The organism is Micromonospora sp. BQ32 (assembly GCF_059358895.1).
The window spans coordinates 81,022-101,693 of sequence record NZ_JCADBI010000019.1; the positions used below are offsets into that span (position 1 = coordinate 81,022).

A 20,672-nucleotide genomic window follows, 5' to 3' on the forward strand; every position below is an offset into this window, starting at 1 on the left:
GGGCCGCACCCGCACCGCCACCCAGCCGGCTCACCGGTTTGATCCGCCGCCAGGGCGGAAAGAGTCCCGGGCATGACCTGGGCCCGTCGAGCCGTACCCGCTGTCGCCGCCGCCGTCGCGGCCCTCGCCGCGCGGGACCTGATCCAGCGCGACCACGCGCTGCTGCGCAACTTTCCGGTCCTCGGACGCGCCCGCTACCTGTTGGAGACGATCGGGCCGGAGCTTCGGCAGTACATCGTGGCCGGCAACAACGAGGAGCGGCCGTTCACCCGCGACCAGCGCCGCTGGGTGTACGCGTCGGCCAAGCAGGAGAACAACTACTTCGGTTTCGGCACGGACAACGACATCGAGTACACCCCCGGGTATCCGATCATCAAGCACCGCACGTTCGGCCGTGCCGTGCCGCCGTCGTCACCGACCGCCGGGCACGACGTGCGGTTGCCCTGCGCGAAGGTGCTCGGCGCGGCACGGGGGCGGGCCCGGGCGTTCCGACCGGAGTCGGTCGTCAACATCTCTGGGATGAGCTTCGGCTCGCTCTCCGGCAACGCCATCACGGCGCTCAACAAGGGGGCGGCGCTCGCCGGCTGTTTGCAGAACACCGGCGAGGGCGGTCTGTCGCCGTACCACCGCAACGGCGGTGAGCTGGTCTTCCAACTCGGCACGGCGTACTTCGGCTGTCGCGACGAGCACGGCCGGTTCAGCCTTGACCGGCTGAAGGACCTGGTCGCCGGCGCGCCGGTGCGGGCGCTGGAGATCAAGCTGAGCCAGGGCGCCAAGCCGAGCCTCGGTGGGCTGCTACCCGGGGCGAAGGTGTCCGCCGAGATCGCCGCCACCCGGGGCATTCCGGCCGGTCAGGACTGCGTGAGCCCGTCCCGGCACGCCGAGTTCTCCGACTGCGACAGCCTCCTCGACTGGGTGGAGCTGCTGGCCGCCGAGACGGGCCTGCCGGTCGGCATCAAGTCGGCGGTCGGTGACCTGGGCTTCTGGCAGGAGTTGGCCACCCTGATGCGCGACACCGGCCGGGGTGTGGACTTCGTGACGATCGACGGTGGCGAGGGCGGCACCGGCGCCGCACCACTGATCTTCACCGACTCCGTGTCGCTCCCGTTCCAGCAGGGCTTCTCCCGGGTGTACAAGATCTTCGCCGAGCACAACCTGCACGAGCAGGTGGTCTTCGTCGGCGGCGGCAAGCTCGGCCTGCCGGACAACGCCATCGTGGCGTTCGCGCTCGGCTGCGACCTGGTCAACGTCGGTCGGGAGGCGATGCTGGCGATCGGCTGCATCCAGGCGCAGAAGTGCCACACCGACACCTGCCCCACCGGCGTCGCCACCCAGAACGCGTGGCTCGCCCGGGGCCTGGACCCGACGGTGAAGTCGGTCCGGGCGGCCAACTACCTGCGGACACTGCGCCGGGACCTGACCAGGGTCGCCGAGGCCTGCGGCGTCGAACACCCCGGCCTGATCGGCACCGACGCCGTGGAGATCCTGGACGGCCGCACCGGCTCCACCCCACTGCACCAGGTGTACGGCTACCGGCCGGAATGGGGGCTGCCCTCGCCCGCCGATCAGGCGGAGATCATCCGGCTGATGGTCCCGGAGGCACCCCAGGGCGGCAGCGCCCCGCCGTCCGCCACCGCCATCGGCTGAGATCGCGCCCGACCTGGCCGGCCTGGGCTCGGACCTGCCGGCCTCGGACCGGCCCTGGCCGCCAGCCCACTCCGGCCTCGGCCCGGACCTGGACTCCGACCCCGCCGGCCTCCGACCCGCAACTCTCCGACCGGGGAGCCATATTCGCCGTTGAGCGCTATGCCTCTGGTTCATATTCATGACTCAGAGGTATAGCCCGTTTCCGCGACATGCCCTCCAGCCGCCGCCAATGCGGAAACAGCCCCGGCTCGGCGACCGACCGGCCCGCGCCGCTCCGGCGTTGCTCGGCGGTGCGGTGCCGGGCGGGTGGCCCGCCGCGAAACCGGAGACGTCCAGACGATCGTTGCCCTGGGGCGCCTCGAGTGGGCAGGCCGAGGACGCCGCGTCATCGGCATGCGACGGGATAAACCCGTGGAGCCGCGGCCGAGGGCACCCGTATGGTGGCGCGGTGCTGATCAGACGCGAGACACCCGCCGACGTCGACGCCATTCGGGCGGTGCACTTCGCAGCCTTCGCCAAGCCCGACGGCGGTGACGGCATGCCGGTCGAGGCGACGCTCGTCGACGCGCTGCGCGCCGACGAGGGCTGGCTGCCCGCGTACTCCCTGGTGGCGACCGATTCGGACGGCCAGGTGGTCGGGCACGTGGTGGCCACCCGCGGCCTGGTGGATGGTGCGCCCGTGGCGTTGGGCCTGGGGCCACTGGGCGTGCTGCCCGACTGGCAGCGACGTCGGGTCGGCAGCGCGTTGATGCACGCGGTGCTCGGCGCGGCCGACGCGCGGGACGAACCGCTGGTGGTGTTGCTCGGGCACCCCGACTACTACCCGCGCTTCGGGTTCCGGCCCGCCGTCGAGCTGGGCGTGACGCCGCCGCAGCCGTGGGGGCCGCAGTACTTCATGGCTCGACCGTTGCACGCGTGGCGGGAGTCGATCCGGGGCGAGTTCCGCTACGCCAGCCCGTTCGACGACCTGTGAACCGACCCGCTGTCCGCCGGCGGCGCGCCACCGATCTGGACGGCTGCGTCGCAGCGCTCGCCGAGGTGCACCGCGTCGACCGGTACCCGCTGAACTGGCCCGCCGACCCGCACCGCTGGCTGCGTGAACCGCACCCGGCGCGAGCCTGGGTCGCCGTCGACGCCGACGCGGCCGTTGTCGGACACGTCGCTGTGCATCGGATCCCCGGCCAGGTGGACGGGCCGCCCGGCCGGCCGACGGCCGAGGTGGCTCGTCTCTTCGTGTCGCCGAGAGCCCGGGGGTTGGCGCTGGGCAGCGCGCTGCTGGACCGGGCCCGCCGGTGGGCGGAAAAACGTGGCACTGACCTGGTGCTGGAAGTGGCCGCCGGTGGCACCGCAGCCGCCGCGTTATATGAGCGCGCGGGATGGCGGTGTGTCGGCACCAGCACGGCACCCTGGGCCGCTCCGGACGGCAGCCCGGTGTCGCTGCGCCACTACAGGCTGCGTCATCGCGCGCCGGGCTCCGACGCCGCAGCGGCCAGCGCCGCGAGGCGACGGGCGAGCCGGCCTGCGGCCTCGCGCAGCTCGGGAGGCTCCAGCACCTCCATCTCGTGATCCAGGCGGGCGAGGTGCGCGGCGAGCCAGTCCAGGCTGTCGCCGCCGACGACCAGCACCGACCACCCGTCGCGGTCGTCCTCGACCCGCCCCACCTGGGGCGGGACCACCTCACGCACCCGGTCGGCCGGGGCGTGCACCCGCACCCGGGCGAGGTACCGGTACGGCGCCCCGGTCACGGCACGCTGCACGAAGGCCACCGGATCCGGGTGCTCGCGTGCGCGAAAACGCCAGGTCGTCGCCGCCGCTGCCCGCATCCGATCCAGCCGGAACGTCCGCCAGTCGTCGCGGTCGACGTCCCAGGCCATCAGATACCAGCGGCGACCGGTGGTGACCATCCGGATCGGCTCGACCGTCCGTTCCTGCTCGCCAGCGTCCCGGCCGGGATAGTGGAATCGAACGCGCACCCCGTCTCGACAGGCCCGGGCCAGCGTCACCAGCAGCTCCGCGTCGATCTCGGCGACCGGGCCGAGGAGGGTGTCGGTGGCGCCGTGCACCGCCCGTACCTCGGCGCGTAGCCGCGACGGCATCACCTGGTCGAGCTTCGCGAGAGCCCGCAGCGCCGCCTCGCTCGCCCCGGCGACCGTGCCCCCGGAGGCGAGCCGCAGAGACACCGCCGTGGCGATCGCCTCCTCGTCGTCCAGGAGCAACGGCGGCAGCCGGGTGCCCGCACCGAGTTGATAGCCGCCGCCGACGCCCGACACCGCGTGCACGGGATAGCCGAGCGTCCGCAGACGCTGCACATCGCGGCGCACGCAACGGCCGGTGACCCCCAGCTCGGTGGCGAGCTCCGCGGCCGTCCAGGACAGTCGTCGTTGCAGTAGCGCCAGCAGGCGCAGCACCCGCTCGGTCGTCGCCTCGACGGTCACCTGTCGATCGTTGCACGGATAGCGGAACAACCCTGTCCGCTATCCGCGAGAGGCTGGGATCATGACCGACCAGGGCAAGAAGCAAGGGTCCGCCGTGACCCGCGACGTCCAGATCACGTTCGACTGCGCCGACCCGGCTGGGTTGGCCACGTTCTGGGCCGAGGCGCTCGGCTATCAGGTGCAGGCCCCACCCGGGAACTTCGAAACCTGGGACCAGGCACTGGAGGCGATGGGTGTGCCGCCGGAGAACCGCAACGACGCGTCGGCGGTGGTCGACCCCGAGGGCTCGCGACCACGGCTGTTCTTCCAGCGGGTGCCGGAGCACAAGCAGGTGAAAAATCGCGTCCACCTCGACGTCCGCGCGGCCCCCGGGCTGGAGGGTGACGAGCGGATGGCGGCCCTGGAGGCGGAGGCCGAACGCCTCGTCTCCCATGGCGCCAAGCGGCTCAGTCGGCACGAGCCCACTCCCCCGTTGGGCGCCGGTCATCTCATCATGGCCGACCCGGAGGGCAACGAGTTCTGTCTCGACTGATCGGGTGTTCGCCCAGCTCACTGCCGCACTGGCCGGGCGCCATGCGAACATGTGTACGTGTCGCCCGGCGCCAGCATCCTGCACGCCGACCTGGACGCGTTCTACGCGTCGGTCGAGCAGCGCGACGACCCGCGCCTGCGTGGGCGGCCGGTGATCGTCGGTGGTGGCGTGGTGCTCGCGGCCAGCTACGAGGCGAAGGCGCGGGGTGTCCGCAGCGCGATGGGCGGCCAGCAGGCGCGTCGGCTCTGCCCGGACGCGATCGTGGTGGCGCCCCGAATGTCGGCGTACACGGCGGCGAGCCGCGCGGTCTTCGAGATCTTCCGGCAGACCACACCGCTGGTCGAGGGGCTCTCCATCGACGAGGCGTTCCTCGACGTGGGTGGTCTGCGGCGGCTGGTCGGGCCACCGGCCGAGATCGCCGAACGGCTGCGCCGGGAGGTCCGCGACCAGGTCCACCTGCCGATCACGGTGGGGGTGGCCCGCACGAAGTTCCTGGCCAAGGTGGCCAGCGGGGTGGCGAAACCGGACGGCCTGCTGGTGGTCGCACCGGACGCCGAGCTGGCATTCCTGCACCCGCTGCCAGTGGAACGGCTCTGGGGCGTCGGCCCGGTCACGGCCGCCAAGCTGCGGGAACGCCGGATCCGCACGGTCGGGGAGGTGGCCCGTCTCGGCGAGGCGGCGCTGGTGTCGCTGCTCGGGGCGGGCGCCGGCCGGCACCTGCACGCGCTGGCGCACAATCGCGACCCCCGGGCGGTGCAGGTGGGGCGGCGGCGCGGTTCGATGGGCGCGCAGCACGCGCTGAGTCGTACCCCGCACGCCTCGACGGAGCTGGACGCCATCCTCGCCGGCCTGGTCGACCGGGTCAGCCGGCGGATGCGGACGGCCGGGCGGTCCGGCCGCACTGTGGTGTTGCGGCTGCGCTTCGGCGACTACACCCGGGCGACCCGCTCGCACACGGTGGGTAAGGCGACGGCGGACACGACGCCGCTGCTCGCCGCCGCGCGTGCGCTGCTGCGCGCGGCTCTGCCCGAGATCGATCGCCGTGGCATCACCCTGATCGGCGTCTCCGTGGGCAACCTCGACGACAACCCGGTCCAGCCTGAGCTGCCGTTCCAGCCGGACCCCGGGTCCGATCTGGACACTGCGGTCGACGCGGTCCGCGACCGGTTCGGATCAGCGGCGCTCACCCGGGCGGTGTTGCTCGGCCGGGAGCCGAGCGTGGAGATGCCACTCCTGCCGGACTGACCGATACGCGTGCGGCGTCCGCGGCCGAGCTGCGACCAGAGACACATCACAGCAGGTCGGCGGTTTAACCGGCGGCTGACGGGTGACCCTTGTGGGGTACAGCCTGACGAGGGGGGCCCATGATGTCCGACGACACCAGCAACCGACCGAGCCGCACCGCCGAGCGCCCGCACGACGTAACGGACCCGCTGCTGTGGCAGTTGGCGATCGATGTGCTGAGCGCACACGAGCCGGACGACGAGAGCCAGTGCCGCAACCTCCAGTGCGCCGGGCAGTCCTGGCCGTGTGCGGCCCGCGCCGGTGCTGAGCACTCACTGCGGCTGGCCCGCAGCACATCCAGCTCGGTCGAGCTGACCGTCGACGGGACCGACAACGTCGACGTCGACGTCGACACGGACGGGCGCCGCGACGCCGCGGTGCCGGCCCCGCGCTGGGGCTGGAACGCCGGCCCGGTGGCGTCGCACCGAGGGTCGAAGGCCGCCTCCGCGGCGTGACGGGCCACGAACCGCTGGTAGCAACCCGCCGGCTGTGGGGTTCCCGGTGATCCGGGAACCCCACAGCCCGACGGGGTACGCCTACAGGGTGCGGGCCAGCCGGTCGGCGAGCGTCCGGGTGAAACGGGCCGGGTCGGTCAGCTCACCACCCTCGGCGAGCACCGCCAGGCCGTAGAGCAGCTCGGCGGTCTCGGTCAGGGCGGCGGTGTCGCTACCCTGCTCGTGAGCCTTGCGCAGCCCGGACACCAGCGGGTGACCGGGGTTGATCTCCAGGATCCGCTTGGTCGGGGGGATCTCGTGCCCCATCGCCCGGTACATCTTCTCCAGGGTCGGGGTGAGGTCGTGGGCGTCGCCGACGACGCAGGCCGGTGAGGTGGTCAGCCGCGACGACAGGCGGACCTCCCGGACACTGTCGGTGAGGATGGTCCCCAGCCAGTCGAGCAGCGCCGCGAACTCCTGTCGCTGCTGCTCACGCTCGGCCTCGGCCTGCTGCTTCTCCTCGTCGGTGTCCAGGTCGATCTCGCCCTTGGCGATCGAGCGCAGCGGTCGACCGTCGTACGTGCCGACCCGCTCGACCCACACCTCGTCGACCTGGTCGGTGAGGAGCAGCACCTCGTGCCCCTTGGCCCGGAACGCCTCCAGGTGCGGAGAGTTCTCGATGGCGGCCCGGGACTCGCCGGTGGCGTACCAGATGTCGCTCTGACCGTCCTTCATCCGCGACACGTAGCCGGCCAGGTCGGTGGGTTCGGCCGGGTCGTTGGTGGAGGCCACCGTCAGGATGTCCAGCAGGGTGTCCCGGTTGTCGGTGTCGTCGATCAGCCCTTCCTTGACCACCGCGCCGAACTCGGTCCAGAAGGTGCGGTAGCGCTCGGCGTGGTTGGCCTTGAGGTCCTTGACGGTGGCGAGGACCTTCTTGACCAGGCGGCGGCGGACGATCTGGATCTGCCGGTCCTGCTGGAGGATCTCCCGGGAGATGTTCAGCGACAGGTCGTGCGCGTCGACCACGCCCTTGACGAAGCGCAGGTAGGTCGGGACCAGCGCCTCGCAGTCGTCCATGATGAAGACGCGCTTGACGTAGAGCTGGACGCCACGGCGGCCCTGCGGGGAGAACAGGTCCAGCGGGGCGTGGCTGGGCAGGAACAGCAGCGCCTCGTACTCGAAGGTGCCCTCGCCCTTCATGTGCACGACCTCGAGTGGGTCGGCCCAGTCGTGGCTGACGTGCTTGTAGAACTCGTTGTACTCGGCGGCGTCGACCTCGTCGCGGGGTCGCGCCCAGAGCGCCTTCATCGAGTTGAGGGTCTGCACCTCGCGGGTGGCGGCCTCGCCGTCGGCGCCGGGGCGCTCGACGGTCATCCGGATCGGCCAGGCGATAAAGTCGGAGTAGCGCTTGACGATCTCGCGGACGGTCCACTCGGCGGTGTAGTCGTGCAGGTTGTCCTCGGTGTCGGCCGGCTTGAGGTGCAGGGTCACCGTGGTGCCCTGCGGCGCCTCGTCGACCGCCTCGATCGAGTAGGTGCCCTCGCCGGTGGACTCCCAACGGGTGCCGCCGGTCTCGCCGGCCTTGCGGGTCAGCAGGGTGACCCGGTCGGCGACCATGAACGCGGCGTAGAAACCGACGCCGAACTGGCCGATGAGGTCCTGCTTGGCGTGGGCGTCGGCGGACTCGCGCAGTTGGCGCAGCAGCTCGGCGGTGCCCGACTTGGCGATCGTGCCGATCAGCTGGACGACCTCGTCGCGGGTCATCCCGATGCCGTTGTCCCGCACGGTGAGGGTGCGGGCGTCGCGGTCAATCTCCAGGGCGACGTGCAGGTCGTCGGTGTCGGCGACGAGGTCCTTGTCGACGAGGGTGGCCAGCCGGAGCTTGTCTAGGGCGTCGGACGCGTTCGAGATGAGTTCCCGCAGGAAGACGTCCTTGTTCGAATAGATCGAGTGGACCACCAACTGGAGGAGCTGACGCGCCTCGGCCTGGAATTCCAACGTTTCGGCCTGGTTGCTCACACCGTCTCCCATCTCGGCTCGTTCGGAGGTTCGCGGAAAGGATACGAGTCGTCACCGCTCCGGCTGTGGCCGCGTCCGGGTCGTATTCCCGATCCGGTCGCCCATCCTGGTGAGATAGCTGACTTTGCTCAACAGAAGTCAGGCCGGATAGCGTGGCGGCCATGAAGATCGCTGGAAGCACCGCCCTCGTCACCGGCGCCAACCGTGGCCTCGGCCGACACCTGGCCGCCGAACTTCTCGCCCGGGGCGCCACCGTCTACGCCGGCGCCCGCAACCCGGACAGCGTCGACCTGCCCGGCGTGACGCCGGTCCGCCTCGACATCACCGACCCCGCCTCGGTGGCCGCCGCCGCCGAGCAGGCCGGGAACGTGAACCTGCTGATCAACAACGCCGGCATCGACACCCGGACCGACCTCCTCGACGGCGACCTGGACCTCGTCCGGCTGGAGCTGGAAACCCACTACATCGGCACCCTGTCGACGGTCCGGGCGTTCGCGCCGGTCATCGCCGGCAACGGCGGCGGAACGATCCTCAACGTGCTCTCCGTGCTGTCCTGGTTCGGCTCCCCGCTCCACGGGGCCTACAGCGCCGCCAAGTCCGCCGAGTGGTCGATGACCAACGTGCTGCGCGTCCAGCTCGCCGAGCGGGGCGTCCGGGTCTCCGGCCTGCACGTCGGCTACCTGGACACCGACATGGCCGCCGACGTCACCGGCCCGAAACTGGACCCGGCGACGATCGCCCGGATCGGGGTGGACGGCATCGAGGCCGACGCGTACGAGATCCTCGCCGACGACCTCAGCCGCCAGGTGCAGGCCGGGCTGGCCGGCGGCGTCGCCGCGCTCTACCCACAGCTCCCCTGACCCGCCACGCGACGGGCCGCCACCGGGAAGTGACCGGTGGCGGCCCTTTCTCGTCTACCCGGTCAGCTCGCCTGCAACGTCACGTCGTCGAGGACGAAGCTGGTCTGCAAGGACGAGTCCTCGGCGCCGGTGAACCGCAGCGTCACCGCCTGCCCGGCGAACCCGGCCACGTTGAAGCTGCGCTGCACGTAACCGGTTGCGGCGTTGAGATTCGAGTACGTCGCCAGCGTGCTCGAACCCAGCTGCACGGTGAGCCGGTCGTACGCCGTGGAACTGGTGGTCTCGGCGGTGTCGATGTGCAGCCAGAACGACAGCGTGTAGGTGGCGCAGCCGGCCGGCAGGGTCACCGACTGCGACAGATTCTCGGTGCGGGTGCTGCCGTTCCCGTTGAGCCACGCCTTGTACGACCCGGTCCGGGCCGGTTGGCCGCTGGCGTTGGTGATCACGCCGGAGGACGCGGTCCACGGCGTGCTGCCGCTCTCGAAGCCACCGTTGCCGACCACCTGACCACCGGTACAGGTCGGGGTGCCGCCGCCCACGGCGAGCTGCCACAGCGCGTATGCGACACCGTCGGCCGCCCGGTTCAGCACGGTGGCGCTGACGTTGGCGGTGGTGTCACAGGACCGGTGGTAGCACGGGTCGTACGCGGAGTTGGCGGTGCCGCCCCACTTGGCCGCCTGGGCGCTGGTCTTGCGGGCGCTGGCGCCGGCGGCGTAGCCCGAGGTGGGGATGCCGGCCTGCTGGAAGTAGTAGTCGTCGGAGCGTCCCTGGCCCTCGACGTTCTCCTCCGGTTGCAGGCCCAACGAGTCCCAGTACGCCTTCAGCGGCGCCGCCGTGGTCGAGGTGACCCGGTTGATGAAGTAGCCGCCGTTGATCGAGCCGACCATGTCGAAGTTGTAGTAACCCTTGATGTAGCCGCGCTGGGTGGCGTTGAGCGAGTTGACGTAGAACCGGGAGCCGTTGAGCCCCTGCTCCTCGTCGGTCCACCAGGCGAACCGGACCCGTTTGGTCATGGTCGGGTTCTGCGCGGCCAGGACCAGCGCGTTCTCCAGCAGGGTCGACGATCCGGTGGCGTTGTCGTTGATGCCCGGGCCGGCCGAGACGCCGTCCAGGTGCGCGCCGAACATGACCACCTGGTCGGCGGAGCCGCCGGGCCACTCGGCGATGAGGTTGTTCGAGGGGTACCGGCAGCTGGAGCAGTACTGCTCGCTGATGGTGTAGCCGGCCGCCTGGAGCCTGGTCTTGACGTAGCTGAGTGAGGCGGTGTAGCCGGCCGAGCCGGCCCGTCGGTTGCCACCGTTGCTGGTGGCGATGGCGTTGAACTGGGTCAGGTGGGCCTGGAGGTTGGTGACGGAGATGTCCGGCGCTGCCAACGCGGCGGCGGCGATCGGCCGGGTCACCGTCGTGGTGGTCGGGGGTGACGCGGTCGCCGGTTGGGCGGCCAGTGTCACCGTCAATCCGGCGAACACGGCGAGCGCGGTTCCCGCGCTCAGCGTTCTGCCTCTCATGGGGGCTCCTCGGGGTTGGAGAGATATCGGAGACAATTACAGATATCTATTTTCCGAGCATCGGTCGTTCGTCCCGAACCGCCGCCGGTTCGACGATGGGTACCGGCGTCGGCACAGGTGAGTAGAGGTGTCAGGATGGGTAGGTAACGCGGCAGGGGTCGTCGGGCCCGGAACGGGGGCTTGCGATGGGGTCGGATCGAGCGTGACACGACCCGGTGGTGACCTGTTCGTCGGCGGCGGCGAGACCGGGCGCCTGATGGCAGAGCTGGACTGGGCCCGTACCCCGCTCGGCGCGGTCGACGAATGGCCGCAGAGCCTGCGCGCCGCCGTCCGGATGGTGCTCTCCTCCCGGTATCCCATGCTGCTGCTCTGGGGTGAGAGCTTCTCCCAGCTCTACAACGACGCGTACTCCGCGCTGATCGGCGACAAACACCCTGCCGCGCTCGGCGACGACGTGCGGGTGACCCTGGCCGAGGGCTGGGACGTGCTCGCCCCGCTGATCGAGGAGGCTATGGCGACCGGGGTGGCCAGCTGGGTCCCCGCGCTGCAACTGCTGCTCGAGCGGGCCGGCTACCGCGAGGAGGCGTACTTCAGCGTCTCGCACGCCCCGGCCCGCGACGACGACGGCCGCACCGTCGGCGTGCTGACCGTGTGCAGCGAGGTCACCCAGCAGGTGGTCGGCGAGCGCCGGCTCCGTCTCCTGCGCGACCTGTCCGTGCTCGGCGACGGGCGCACCGTCGACGTGGACGCCACCGCCGCTCGGTTGATCGACGTGATCGACGGCCACCCCCTGGACGTGCCGTTCGCCACCATCTACCTGCGCGACGGCACGGCGCTGCGACGGGTCGCCTGCACCGGCGACGACCGGGGGCACGCCCGGGCCCTACCGGAAACCGTCGAGCTGACCGACCCGGGCCCGCCCGCGTACGCCTGGGGGCTGGCGGACGCCGTCCAGGGCCGGGCGACCCAGGTGACCGACGTCGCCAATCGGCTGCCGCTGCCCGCCGGCCCGTGGGACGACCCGGTCCGCACCGCGTTGGCGCTGCCGCTGCCCTCCGGCGACGAGGATCAGCCGCTCGGCGTCCTGCTCGCCGGGGTCAGCCCCAGCCGAGGGCTCGACGAGGCGTACCGCTCCTTCCACCAACTCCTCGCCCAGCAGATCTCCGTGGCGCTGCGCAACGCCCAGGAGTACGAGGAGGAGCGGCGTCGGGTCGAGGCGATGGCGGAACTGGACCGGGTCAAGACCGACTTCTTCGCCAACGTCAGCCACGAGTTCCGCACCCCGTTGACCCTCATCCTCGGCCCGCTGACCGATGCCCTCACCGATGCCGCCGCGCCGTTGGCGGCGGTGCAGCGGGAGCGGGTGGAGACCGGCTGGCGTAACGCCACCCGACTGTTGACGCTGGTCAACAGTCTGCTCACCTTCTCCAGCCTGGAGGCCGGGCGCGCGCGCAGCGACGCCCGGGTGGTCGACCTGGCCGCGCTGACCGCCGAACTCGCCGGGGTGTTCCGGGCCGCCGTCGAGCGGGCCGGGTTGACTCTCGAGGTCAGCTGCCCACCGCTGCCCCGGCCGGTCGCGGTCGACCCGGTCAACTGGGAACGCATCGTCACGAACCTGCTCTCCAACGCCCTGAAATACACGTTCATCGGCCGGATCCGGGTCACCCTCGACGCCGACGACGAGGAGGTGCGCCTCACCGTCGCGGACACCGGCATCGGCATCGCGGAACGGGACCTGCCGAAGCTCTTCGAACGCTTCCACCGGGTACGGGGCGGCCGCTCGCGCAGTCACGAGGGCACCGGCATCGGCTTGGCGCTGGTGCACGAGTTGGCCCGGTTGGAGGGCGGCGACGTGCGGGTGACCAGCCAGGTTGGCGTCGGCAGCAGGTTCACCGTGACGCTGCCCTGGTCGGCGGCGCGGCGCACCGCGGTCACCGGGCCGGCGGCGGACGGGCGGGGTGACGCGGCCCGCGCCGCCGTGGAGGAGGCGATGGGCTGGCTCACCGAACCGGACGACGCGGTGACCGAGCCCGATCCGACGTCCGGGCCGGCCACTGACGACGTGGCCGGTGCCCGGATCCTGCTCGCCGACGACAACGCCGACATGCGGGCGTACCTCACCCGGCTGCTCACCGGGCAGGGCTGGCGGGTGCGGGCCGTCACCGACGGCCGGCAGGCCCTCGACGAGATCCACCGCGACCTGCCGGACCTGGTCCTGACCGACGTCATGATGCCGGTACTGGACGGCTTCGACCTGGTGCGCCGGCTACGCGCCGAGCCGTCGACCCGGACGCTGCCGGTGCTGGTGCTCTCCGCCCGTGCCGGCGGGGAGGCCAGCGTGGAGGGCTTGAGCCTCGGCGCCGACGACTACCTGGTGAAACCGTTCGCCGCGGCCGAGTTGATCGCCCGAATCCGGGCCAGCATCCGCCGAGCCCGCGACCGTACGCCCGCGGCGGCCGCCGGCGGCGACCCGGCGACGGTCGCTGCCCCCGCTCCCGGGGCCCGACCCGCCCCGGTCGACCCCGTACCGCCGGCACCGGTGGTCGAACCCGTCCGCGACGCGGCCGTGGTCGTGCAGACGCCGGCCGAACCGGACGGGCCGGGCGACCTCCTGGACGTCGGGTGGACGTACCCGTCCGCACCCACCTCCGCCGCGGCGATGCGTCGGGACGTCCGGGGCGCACTGGGCGACCTGGACGTCGACCCGGACGTGCTGGAAGATCTCCTGCTCGCCGCCTCGGAGGCCATGAACAACGCCGTCGAGCACGCGCAGCGACCCAGCCGTCCGGAGGTGCGGGTGCGCGTCCAGGTGGGGGGCGACCTGGTCCGGATCTCGGTCCGGGACTTCGGCACCTGGCGGGACCGCCGGCCGGCGATGGACCGGGGACGCGGCGCGCTGCTGATGAACGCCTACGGCGACGTGCGGCTGGTCTCCACCGCCGAGGGGACGACGGTGACCATCGAGCGTCGACTGGCCTGAGCGGGTTCAGCGGGTCAGAGGCGGCGGCCGCTGCTGTCGTGGGCGATGATGCCGTCCAGCCGCTCCCCCGGGGTGAGCTGCGCCGGGTCGAACCAGAAGATCACTACCTGTCTGTCGACACTCCAGCGCGCCACTCGGGCATCCACCTGCCGACCGTCGACGGTGCCGATGATCCGCTTGGCGGGGCCGACGAAGTAGCCGAAGGTGGGCACCGGAGCGGCAGCCGAGCCCACGTCGTAGCCGATCTGGTGGAACCCGGCGCTGCGGTCGCTGCCGCCGACGTCGTTGACCAGGATGTCCGTGGTCACCGAGCCGTCCGGAGCCTGGCGACCGGCGGCCAGCCCGATGGACACCTTGGGCTGACCGGGCACGGATACCCGGACGAAGTAGTAGATCCGCCGGTCGGCGCCGTGCCGCACCTCGCTGTCCACGAACTGACCCAGCGGCTTCGGTGGCGGCTCGTCGCCGGCCGTCGTCGGCGGTGGCGTGGGGCCCAGCGACTTCTCCGCCGTCGGCGAGACACTGACCGACGGCGGAGCGACGGCGACCGACGGTGGGTGCTCGGTCGGCACCGGATCGCCCGGCCCGGACGCGCCGACCGCCACCACGACGACCACGGCGGCCAGGCCGGTCGCGAGCGTCGCCGCCCCGGCTCCGGCGACGCGTCGACGGGTACGCAACCGGCGTCCCTCGCGCATCACGGTGTCCAGATCGAGCACGGCGTCGGGGCGCTCGGTCGCCCGCATGGCGTGGCGGAGCCGGTCCAGCTCGCTCATCGGCGCGCCTCCTCATCGGCAGTGCGGGGCGCTGCGGTGCGCAACTTCTCCAAAGCTCGCGAGCTGGTGCTCTTGACCGTGCCGACGGATACGGAGAGTTCTCGGGCCACCTGCGCCTCCGGCAGGTCGAAGTAGTAGCGCAGGACGACGATGGCGCGCTCCCGGGGGCTGAGCGCACCGAGGATGGTGATCAACCAGCGCCGGGTGGTCACGTCGTCGGCCACGTCACCACGGCGCTGCTCCGGCACCTCGTCGGTCGGGTACTCCCGCATCGGTCGTCGCCACCCGTCGACCAGATGGTTGACCAGCGTGCGGCGGGCGTACCCGTACGCGTCCTCGTCGTGGATCCGCGACCACGACGCGTAGGTGCGGACCAGGGCGGTCTGCGCGGCGTCCTCGGCCTGGTGGTGGTCACCGGTCATCAGGAACGCGGCGTGCACCAGCCGCGCGGACGCCGCCCGCGCGAACTCGACGAAATCCGCGTCCCCCCGCGCCACCGCGAACCCTCCCCGTGCCACAGAGCTAGAGACGGGCGGGGCCGGCAAAAGGTTGAGCCTGGGTCACATCAACTTTTCGGCACGGTCACCCGTCTTCTCCTCCGCGCCGCCGCCGAGCGACGCGCGAGGGGAGAGACATGTCGACGAAGGCTACCCGCCGCTGGGGTCCCGCCTGGATGGCGTCACTGCTGGTGGTGGCGCTGCTCACCGGATGCGGCCTGCCCGCCGCCGGGCAACCCGCCACCGACCCGGTCGCCGCCGGGCCGCTGCCCAGCGGATTGGCGACACCCACCGGTCGGCCGATCGGGACCACCGAGGTCCGACCCAGTTCCGCGCCCGTCATCCCGGTCAGCTACCCCGCCGCCGGCGGTAACCGCTGGTCGGTGGCGCCCGGCGAGACCACCCCCGCGCGCGCGACGGCCGGCCGGTTGCTGCGTTACCGGGTCGCCGTGGAGCGCGACATCCGTGGCCTGCCGGCGAAGGACATCGCCACGGCGATCACCACGACGTTGAACGACCCCCGCGGGTGGACGGCGGGCGGGGCGTGGCGGCTGCGTCGGGTCGGTGCCGGCGAACCAACCGACTTCACCATCTACCTGGCGACCCCCGGCACCCGCGACACCCTCTGCCAGGACGTGCCGGACGCCTACACCTCGTGCCGCAACGGTGGCCGGGTGGTGCTCAACGTGGCGCGCTGGGTCAAGGGCGTGCCGGGTTACGGCGCGAGCCTGGAGACCTACCGGCAGTACATGGTCAACCACGAGGTGGGGCACAAGCTCGGGTACGGCCACGAGCGATGCCCCGGGCGGGGCCGGCCGGCGCCGGTGATGCAGCAGCAGACACTGGGCCTGCACGGCTGCACCGCGAACGCCTGGCCGTACCCGAAGGGCAAGGCCCGTTACAGCGGGCCGGTCGGGGCGTACGACGACGAGATTCCCCGGCGTGAGGGCGCCTACTCGGCGCGGTGAGACCGACGGCGGAGGTGCCCTCAGGTGCGCCGGCGGCGCTCCTGTTCGAGTCGCTCATCCTGCCGGCCCATCTCGTAGATGGCGTTGAGGCTGGTGGGCAGCCGGCTGACGTTGTCCGGCACCGGGCCGGGGTCCGGCGCCGGACCGGACTCCGGTACGGGACCGGGGTCCGGCGCGGGTGCGGCGGCGGGGACCGGGGCCCGGCGGCGCAGGAGCAGCAGTGCCAGCAGCGCGAGGACCGCCACGACCAGCAGGTACGACGCGGGTGGCCAGGCATGGCGGGTGGGGTTGGCGAGCGTCGGCGGGGCGGCCGGTGCGGGGGTGCCGCCGTCGAGTCGGGGCACGGCGGCCTCGCGGGTGCCGGTGCTCTCGCCAGCGGTACGGCGATCGGGGGCGGCGGATGCGGGGACACCGCCCGCCGACCCGGCGGGGCCGGGGATCGCGATGGGCTTCACCGGGCTCGGCTGACCGGCAACCGGTGGCCGACGTGGCGTGGGCGCCCCGGTGGGGGTGACGCTCGGCGCGGGTGTGGCACTCGGCGTCCCGCCGCCGAGCAGGTCATCGACGATCTGGCCGACGCCACCGATGATGTCACCGAGCGGATTCGAGGTGGCCGACGGGGACGGCGCGGGCGCGGGCGCGAGGGCGAGGGTCAGCGCGAGGACGACGACGGTAGGCATGAAGCCACCTCCGATGTGCCGAATATGCCACGCACCGTACCGCAATGTGGGATGGCGTGGGTGACACCGGCACACCGGGGGCGGGGGCGCGTCTGACGCTCGCCCCCGCCCGGGTGTCCCTGATGGTCAGACCGGTAGGCCACCGACCTGGGTGGAGATCCACGATCGGATCGACGGCAGGTCGACGTAGATGGACGGGCCGGTGGCGCAGGTGGAGTTGTTGTTGCCGGACCGACTCGTCGCGCCGATCAGGTTCCACACTCCGTTGACCCGACGCACCTGCGGCCCACCCGAGTCGCCGTAGCAGGCGCCGGAGTTGCCGTTGGTGTTGTTGGTACAGATCTCGTACGGGCCGTTGATTCCGGAGCACCGGCTGTCGGCCACGATGGACGTGTCCAGTTCGTTGGCCACGGTCGGGGCCGAGCCACAGCCCCGCGGCGCGCAGGTCTGGCCCCAGCCGATGATCCGGGTGGCGGTGCCGACCGCGCCGGAGGTGCTCGGGATCGGGGCCGGCGCGTACGTGACCGAGCTGGCCAGTTGCAGCAGCTTGACGTCGACGCTCGGGTGGTTGACCGCGCGGGTCACCCGCACCACGGTCCCGCCGCTGGTGCGGTTGATGCTGCCCACCCGCACGGAGGACGGCGTCGAGCAGTGCTTGGCGGTGACCGCCCAGTTGCCCTTGATCAGCGTGCCGGTGCAGCCGGAGACGTACACCATGAAGGGGTAGTTCTCCGTGGCCGGCCGGCCGCCGACCACCGTCGGGCCGATGTCCGAGGCGCTGTTCCAGGTGTACGTCGTGCTGGCCGGCGCGGCCAGGGTGCCGGCGAACAGCGAGTTCACCCGGCTCGCCTCGGCCGCGCTGGGGTTCGCGTTGCGACAGGAGACCGGGGCGCTGCTGCCGGACATCAGGTCGGAGCAGAGGCCCGTGCGCCGGTCCGGCAGACCCAGGATGTGTCCGAGTTCGTGGGCGGCGATGCGGTTGCGGTCGTAGCCCTGGTTGACAGCCGTGCGGCCCATCCAGATCCGGCCCGAGCCGAGGCCGGTCGGCTGCGCGCGGGGCCAGCCGTCGTCGACGTAGATGGTGATGCTGGCCGGGGTGCCGGCCAGGAGTCGGACGTTGCTGACCCGGCTGTTCCAGATCTGCGCCGCCTGGTCGAAGTTGGTGCGGAACTCGCCGGTCCGGCTGGCGTCGTAGTAGACGGTCCGGACGGCGGCCGCCGGCGCACCGGTGGCGAGCTGCACCCCGGCCGCCGCCAGGATCGCCACCAGCATGGCCAGCGCCGCACGTCGCACTTGTCGTCGGAACATCGGGTACTCCCCTACGGTCGTCCGGCGACCATCGGCCGCCGGTCATCGATGTACGCCGATATTAGTGTGACGGCGTTCGATGTTCGGCATAGCGGAAGCGTCATACCGGCGACGTCGACGGCGGTTGGCCGGTGTGCCCGATCCGACGGTCACCCCACCACTTCCTGTTACTCAACGGTTACTGCCCAGCGAAGTGCCTGCGCCAGGGCAGGACGACGGTGGCGACAGAGGGTCACCGGCAGCGCCGCCGCGACGTAACCCCGACACCGAACGGAGAAATCATCATGAGGATCAGGGCCACACTGACCGCGTTGGCGGTCGTCCTCGCCGGGCTGGTCGCCAGCGCCGGCAGCAGCACCGCGTCGGGCGGCACGAGCGCGTCGGCGTACTGCGGGATCACCTGGGGCAGCGCGGAGAAGGCGGCCGGCGCGCTGAGCGACGCCCCGCTGACCGAGGTACGGACCGGCCGGCACGACTGCTACGACCGGGTGGTGTTCGAGTTCGCCGGCCCGGTCAACGGGTACGCGATCGGCTACGGCGAGGCGTGGACCGAGGGCGAGGGACTGGCGCTGTCGCCGTACACCGCCGGAGGCGCGCTGCTGCGGGTCTCGCTGCGGGCCCCGGCGTACGACGACGACCACCTGGGCACCGTGCCCTACGCGGTCGGTGAGCACGTGGCCAACCTGCTGCGCTACCCGACGCTGCGCGACGTGGTCTTCGGCGGCAGCTTCGAGGGCTACAGCACCTTCGCCGTCGGCGTACGGGCGCGGCTGCCGTTCCGCGTGCTCGTGCTCGCCGGCCCCGGCACCCACAGTCGGGTGGTGCTCGACGTCGCCCACCAGTGGTGACCTGGGCGCCGACGTTCGAAGCCCCCGCCGACCTCTCGGCGGCGACGCGACAGGCCGCCGCGAGGTCCGGTCGGCGGTGCGCTCAGCCGAGCACCGACCCGGGCATCAGTCAGACGTGCAGGGTGGGCCGGTAGGTGAGCTCCTGGGTGCGGCCGTCGAGGGTCCGGCTGTCGATCAGCTCCAGGTCGAAGTCGGCCGCGCCCTGGAAGATCGGCTCGGTACCGGTCTGTCCGGTTATCACCGGGAAGAGCGTCACCTGGACGACGTCGACCAGCCCGGCGGCCATCAGCGCCCGGTTCAACGACAGGCTGCCGTGCGAACGCAAGGGCACTTCGGACTCCTCCTTGAGCTGAGCGACGACGTCAACGGCGTCACCGCGCACGACGGTCGCGTCCGGCCAGTCAAGAGGGCCGTCCAGGGTGTTCGACACCACGGTCGCCGGAAGGCTCCTCATCTGGGTCACCCAGGCGTCGCGGACATCGGACTCCTCGGTGCTCGCGGCCAGCATCTGCGCGAACACCCGGTACGTACCGGCCCCGAAGACCATGCGCTGCTCGGCGCCGTACAGGGCCAGGCGGTGGGCAAGCAGCTCCGGGCCCTGCTTGCCCCAGTAGCCACCCCAGTTTCCGCTGGTGGTGCCGAAGCCATCGAGGCTGGAAAAGACGTCGACGGTGTAGGTGGCGGTCATGAAGCTCTCCATTCACGGGTGAGTTCGGTGCGTCGGGTCTGCAGGTAGGCCCGCTCGGTCTCGTTGGTGGCCAGTGCCATGGCCTGGTCGTAGGCGGCTCGGGCCTCGTCGGCACGTCCGAGCCGGGCGAGCAGTTCGGCCCGGGTGGCGGGCAGCCGGTGATAGCCCGGGAGATCGACACTTTCCAACGCGGCGAGGGCCACCGCCGGGCCGTGCACCTCGGCGACGGCGACCGCCCGGTTGAGGGCGACGACCGGGGTTGGCGCGAGCGCGAGGAGCTGGTCGTACAGTGCCAGGACCTGCGGCCAGTCGGTGGCGGCGCCGTCGGTGTGCACCGCGCTGATCGCGGCCTGGATCTGGTACGGGCCGGGCCGGTTGCGGCGCAGGCAACGGCGGACCAGGTCGTGGCCCTCGGCGATGAGCGACCGGTTCCACAACGACCGGTCCTGGTCGGCCAGCAGCACCAGTTCGCCGGTCGCGTCGAGCCGGGCCGGGCGGCGCGCCTCGGTCAACAGCAGCAGGGCGAGCAGGCCCAGGACCTCGGGCTCGTCGGGCATCAACGTGGCGAGCTCGCGGGCGAGCCGGATCGCCTCGGCGCACAGATCCGTTCTGATCAGCGGCCCGGCGGTGGACGCGTAGCCCTCGTTGAACATCAGGTAGAGCACGGTGAGCACCGGCGGCAGCCGGTCCGGCAGCTCGTGTTCGGCGGGCACCCGGTACGGAATGGCGGCGTCGCGGATCTTCTTCTTGGCGCGCACGATCCGCTGGGCGACGGTCGCCTCCTGGATGAGGTAGGCCCGGGCGATCTCCGGCACGTCGAGGCCACCGAGCAGGCGCAGCGTGAGGGCCGTCCGCGCGTCGGGGGCGAGCGCCGGGTGGCAGCAGGTGAAGATGAGTCGCAGCTGGTCGTCCCGCACCGGTCCCACCTCTCGTGGCTCGTCCTGGTGACGCAGCAGCAGGGCCTGGGCGTGTCGGGCCTCGCGGGTCGACTCCCGGCGGAGCCGGTCGACGGCCCGGTTGCGTGCGGTGGTCACGATCCAGGCGCCCGGGTTCGGCGGCGGGGTCTGCCACTTCTGCAACGCCGTGGTGAAAGCGTCCTGGACCGCCTCCTCGGCGAGGTTGATGTCACCGAGGAGGCGGGCCAGCGTGGCGACGCAGCGGCCGTACTCCGCGCGGTAGATGCTCGCCAGGTCCATGTCGGGAGACCA

At 71.9% G+C, this 20,672-nt stretch carries 19 protein-coding genes; 10 read left to right on the plus strand and 9 right to left on the minus strand.

Annotation, left to right across the window (positions count from 1 at the left end):
- Positions 1–72 precede the first annotated feature (72 nt).
- From AC5L30_RS28220 to AC5L30_RS28230, 3 genes are all read left to right on the plus strand, one after another.
- Positions 73–1,647 (plus strand): FMN-binding glutamate synthase family protein, encoded by a 1,575-nt coding sequence (locus AC5L30_RS28220; protein WP_494870892.1) that lies wholly within the window; start codon positions 73–75, stop codon positions 1,645–1,647.
- 448 nt (positions 1,648–2,095) lie between these two features.
- Positions 2,096–2,620, plus strand: coding sequence for a GNAT family N-acetyltransferase (locus tag AC5L30_RS28225; protein WP_494870894.1), 525 nt, complete (start codon positions 2,096–2,098; stop codon positions 2,618–2,620).
- Positions 2,617–3,213 carry a GNAT family N-acetyltransferase gene (locus AC5L30_RS28230; RefSeq protein ID WP_494870896.1) on the plus strand — a complete coding sequence of 199 codons (597 nt, stop codon included), beginning with the start codon at positions 2,617–2,619 and terminating at the stop codon, positions 3,211–3,213. Before AC5L30_RS28225 ends, AC5L30_RS28230 begins: the two co-directional genes overlap by 4 nt.
- Here the strand turns inward: AC5L30_RS28230 and AC5L30_RS28235 are convergent.
- Positions 3,105–4,082, minus strand: a complete 978-nt coding sequence (locus tag AC5L30_RS28235; protein WP_494870898.1) for a helix-turn-helix transcriptional regulator — start codon at positions 4,080–4,082, stop codon at positions 3,105–3,107. The genes AC5L30_RS28230 and AC5L30_RS28235 overlap by 109 nt on opposite strands.
- A 61-nt stretch (positions 4,083–4,143) precedes the next feature.
- On the opposite strand from AC5L30_RS28235, the gene AC5L30_RS28240 reads away from it, so the two are divergent.
- The 3 genes from AC5L30_RS28240 to AC5L30_RS28250 all read left to right on the plus strand — a co-directional run bounded on the left by AC5L30_RS28240 (position 4,144) and on the right by AC5L30_RS28250 (position 6,353).
- The gene (locus tag AC5L30_RS28240; RefSeq protein ID WP_494870900.1) at positions 4,144–4,614 is read left to right on the plus strand and encodes a VOC family protein; all 471 of its coding nucleotides are present in this window, start codon (positions 4,144–4,146) and stop codon (positions 4,612–4,614) included.
- A 57-nt stretch (positions 4,615–4,671) separates the two neighbouring features.
- Positions 4,672–5,859 (plus strand): DNA polymerase IV, encoded by a 1,188-nt coding sequence (gene dinB / locus AC5L30_RS28245; protein ID WP_494870902.1) that lies wholly within the window; start codon positions 4,672–4,674, stop codon positions 5,857–5,859.
- Positions 5,860–5,978: 119 nt separating this feature from the next.
- Positions 5,979–6,353: a hypothetical protein gene (locus AC5L30_RS28250; RefSeq protein ID WP_494870904.1), complete on the plus strand. Its 375-nt coding sequence runs from the start codon at positions 5,979–5,981 to the stop codon at positions 6,351–6,353.
- A gap of 81 nt (positions 6,354–6,434) precedes the next feature.
- Here AC5L30_RS28250 and htpG read toward each other — a convergent pair whose 3' ends face one another.
- Positions 6,435–8,363 carry a molecular chaperone HtpG gene (htpG, locus tag AC5L30_RS28255; RefSeq protein ID WP_494870905.1) on the minus strand — a complete coding sequence of 643 codons (1,929 nt, stop codon included), beginning with the start codon at positions 8,361–8,363 and terminating at the stop codon, positions 6,435–6,437.
- 149 nt (positions 8,364–8,512) lie between these two features.
- Here htpG and AC5L30_RS28260 point away from each other — a divergent pair, with 149 nt between their 5' ends.
- Entirely contained in the window at positions 8,513–9,211 is a 699-nt protein-coding gene (locus tag AC5L30_RS28260; protein ID WP_494870907.1) for an SDR family oxidoreductase, read from the plus strand.
- A 62-nt stretch (positions 9,212–9,273) separates the two neighbouring features.
- Here the strand turns inward: AC5L30_RS28260 and AC5L30_RS28265 are convergent, their stop codons facing one another.
- A complete protein-coding gene (locus AC5L30_RS28265; RefSeq protein ID WP_494870908.1) occupies positions 9,274–10,719 on the minus strand; it encodes a M28 family metallopeptidase in 1,446 nt (481 codons plus the stop codon).
- A gap of 202 nt (positions 10,720–10,921) precedes the next feature.
- Between AC5L30_RS28265 and AC5L30_RS28270 the strand changes: the two genes are divergently transcribed.
- Positions 10,922–13,699: an ATP-binding protein gene (locus AC5L30_RS28270; RefSeq protein ID WP_494870909.1), complete on the plus strand. Its 2,778-nt coding sequence runs from the start codon at positions 10,922–10,924 to the stop codon at positions 13,697–13,699.
- 14 nt (positions 13,700–13,713) lie between these two features.
- Here the strand turns inward: AC5L30_RS28270 and AC5L30_RS28275 are convergent, their stop codons facing one another.
- Complete coding sequence (locus AC5L30_RS28275; RefSeq protein WP_494870910.1) at positions 13,714–14,475, minus strand: hypothetical protein; 762 nt, start codon at positions 14,473–14,475, stop codon at positions 13,714–13,716.
- The gene (locus tag AC5L30_RS28280; protein WP_494870911.1) at positions 14,472–14,972 is read right to left on the minus strand and encodes a SigE family RNA polymerase sigma factor; all 501 of its coding nucleotides are present in this window, start codon (positions 14,970–14,972) and stop codon (positions 14,472–14,474) included. The genes AC5L30_RS28275 and AC5L30_RS28280 overlap by 4 nt, the downstream gene beginning before the upstream one ends.
- A gap of 137 nt (positions 14,973–15,109) precedes the next feature.
- Between AC5L30_RS28280 and AC5L30_RS28285 the strand changes: the two genes are divergently transcribed.
- Positions 15,110–15,940: a DUF3152 domain-containing protein gene (locus tag AC5L30_RS28285; RefSeq protein ID WP_494870912.1), complete on the plus strand. Its 831-nt coding sequence runs from the start codon at positions 15,110–15,112 to the stop codon at positions 15,938–15,940.
- A gap of 20 nt (positions 15,941–15,960) precedes the next feature.
- On the opposite strand, the gene AC5L30_RS28290 is transcribed toward AC5L30_RS28285, so the two are convergent.
- Both AC5L30_RS28290 and AC5L30_RS28295 read right to left on the minus strand, forming a co-directional pair.
- Positions 15,961–16,620: a hypothetical protein gene (locus AC5L30_RS28290; RefSeq protein ID WP_494870913.1), complete on the minus strand. Its 660-nt coding sequence runs from the start codon at positions 16,618–16,620 to the stop codon at positions 15,961–15,963.
- Between the two features lie 126 nt (positions 16,621–16,746).
- Positions 16,747–17,928 (minus strand): snapalysin family zinc-dependent metalloprotease, encoded by a 1,182-nt coding sequence (locus AC5L30_RS28295; protein WP_494870914.1) that lies wholly within the window; start codon positions 17,926–17,928, stop codon positions 16,747–16,749.
- Between the two features lie 284 nt (positions 17,929–18,212).
- On the opposite strand from AC5L30_RS28295, the gene AC5L30_RS28300 reads away from it, so the two are divergent.
- Complete coding sequence (locus AC5L30_RS28300) at positions 18,213–18,776, plus strand: AMIN-like domain-containing (lipo)protein (protein WP_494870916.1); 564 nt, start codon at positions 18,213–18,215, stop codon at positions 18,774–18,776.
- Between the two features lie 109 nt (positions 18,777–18,885).
- On the opposite strand, the gene AC5L30_RS28305 is transcribed toward AC5L30_RS28300, so the two are convergent.
- A complete protein-coding gene (locus tag AC5L30_RS28305) occupies positions 18,886–19,464 on the minus strand; it encodes a dihydrofolate reductase family protein (protein ID WP_494870917.1) in 579 nt (192 codons plus the stop codon).
- Positions 19,461–20,660, minus strand: coding sequence for an RNA polymerase sigma factor (locus AC5L30_RS28310; protein WP_494870919.1), 1,200 nt, complete (start codon positions 20,658–20,660; stop codon positions 19,461–19,463). The genes AC5L30_RS28305 and AC5L30_RS28310 overlap by 4 nt, the downstream gene beginning before the upstream one ends.
- Positions 20,661–20,672 lie beyond the last annotated feature (12 nt).

Coding starts and splice junctions, on each gene's coding strand:
- AC5L30_RS28220 (WP_494870892.1), top strand. CDS start 73: ATGACCTGGGCCCGTCGAGCCGTACCCGCTGTCGCCGCCGCCGTCGCG.
- AC5L30_RS28305 (WP_494870917.1), bottom strand. CDS start 19,464: ATGACCGCCACCTACACCGTCGACGTCTTTTCCAGCCTCGATGGCTTC.
- AC5L30_RS28285 (WP_494870912.1), top strand. CDS start 15,110: ATGTCGACGAAGGCTACCCGCCGCTGGGGTCCCGCCTGGATGGCGTCA.
- AC5L30_RS28265 (WP_494870908.1), bottom strand. CDS start 10,719: ATGAGAGGCAGAACGCTGAGCGCGGGAACCGCGCTCGCCGTGTTCGCC.
- htpG (WP_494870905.1), bottom strand. CDS start 8,363: ATGGGAGACGGTGTGAGCAACCAGGCCGAAACGTTGGAATTCCAGGCC.
- AC5L30_RS28310 (WP_494870919.1), bottom strand. CDS start 20,660: ATGGACCTGGCGAGCATCTACCGCGCGGAGTACGGCCGCTGCGTCGCC.
- AC5L30_RS28295 (WP_494870914.1), bottom strand. CDS start 17,928: ATGTTCCGACGACAAGTGCGACGTGCGGCGCTGGCCATGCTGGTGGCG.
- AC5L30_RS28275 (WP_494870910.1), bottom strand. CDS start 14,475: ATGAGCGAGCTGGACCGGCTCCGCCACGCCATGCGGGCGACCGAGCGC.
- AC5L30_RS28290 (WP_494870913.1), bottom strand. CDS start 16,620: ATGCCTACCGTCGTCGTCCTCGCGCTGACCCTCGCCCTCGCGCCCGCG.
- AC5L30_RS28260 (WP_494870907.1), top strand. CDS start 8,513: ATGAAGATCGCTGGAAGCACCGCCCTCGTCACCGGCGCCAACCGTGGC.
- AC5L30_RS28300 (WP_494870916.1), top strand. CDS start 18,213: ATGAGGATCAGGGCCACACTGACCGCGTTGGCGGTCGTCCTCGCCGGG.
- AC5L30_RS28240 (WP_494870900.1), top strand. CDS start 4,144: ATGACCGACCAGGGCAAGAAGCAAGGGTCCGCCGTGACCCGCGACGTC.
- AC5L30_RS28250 (WP_494870904.1), top strand. CDS start 5,979: ATGATGTCCGACGACACCAGCAACCGACCGAGCCGCACCGCCGAGCGC.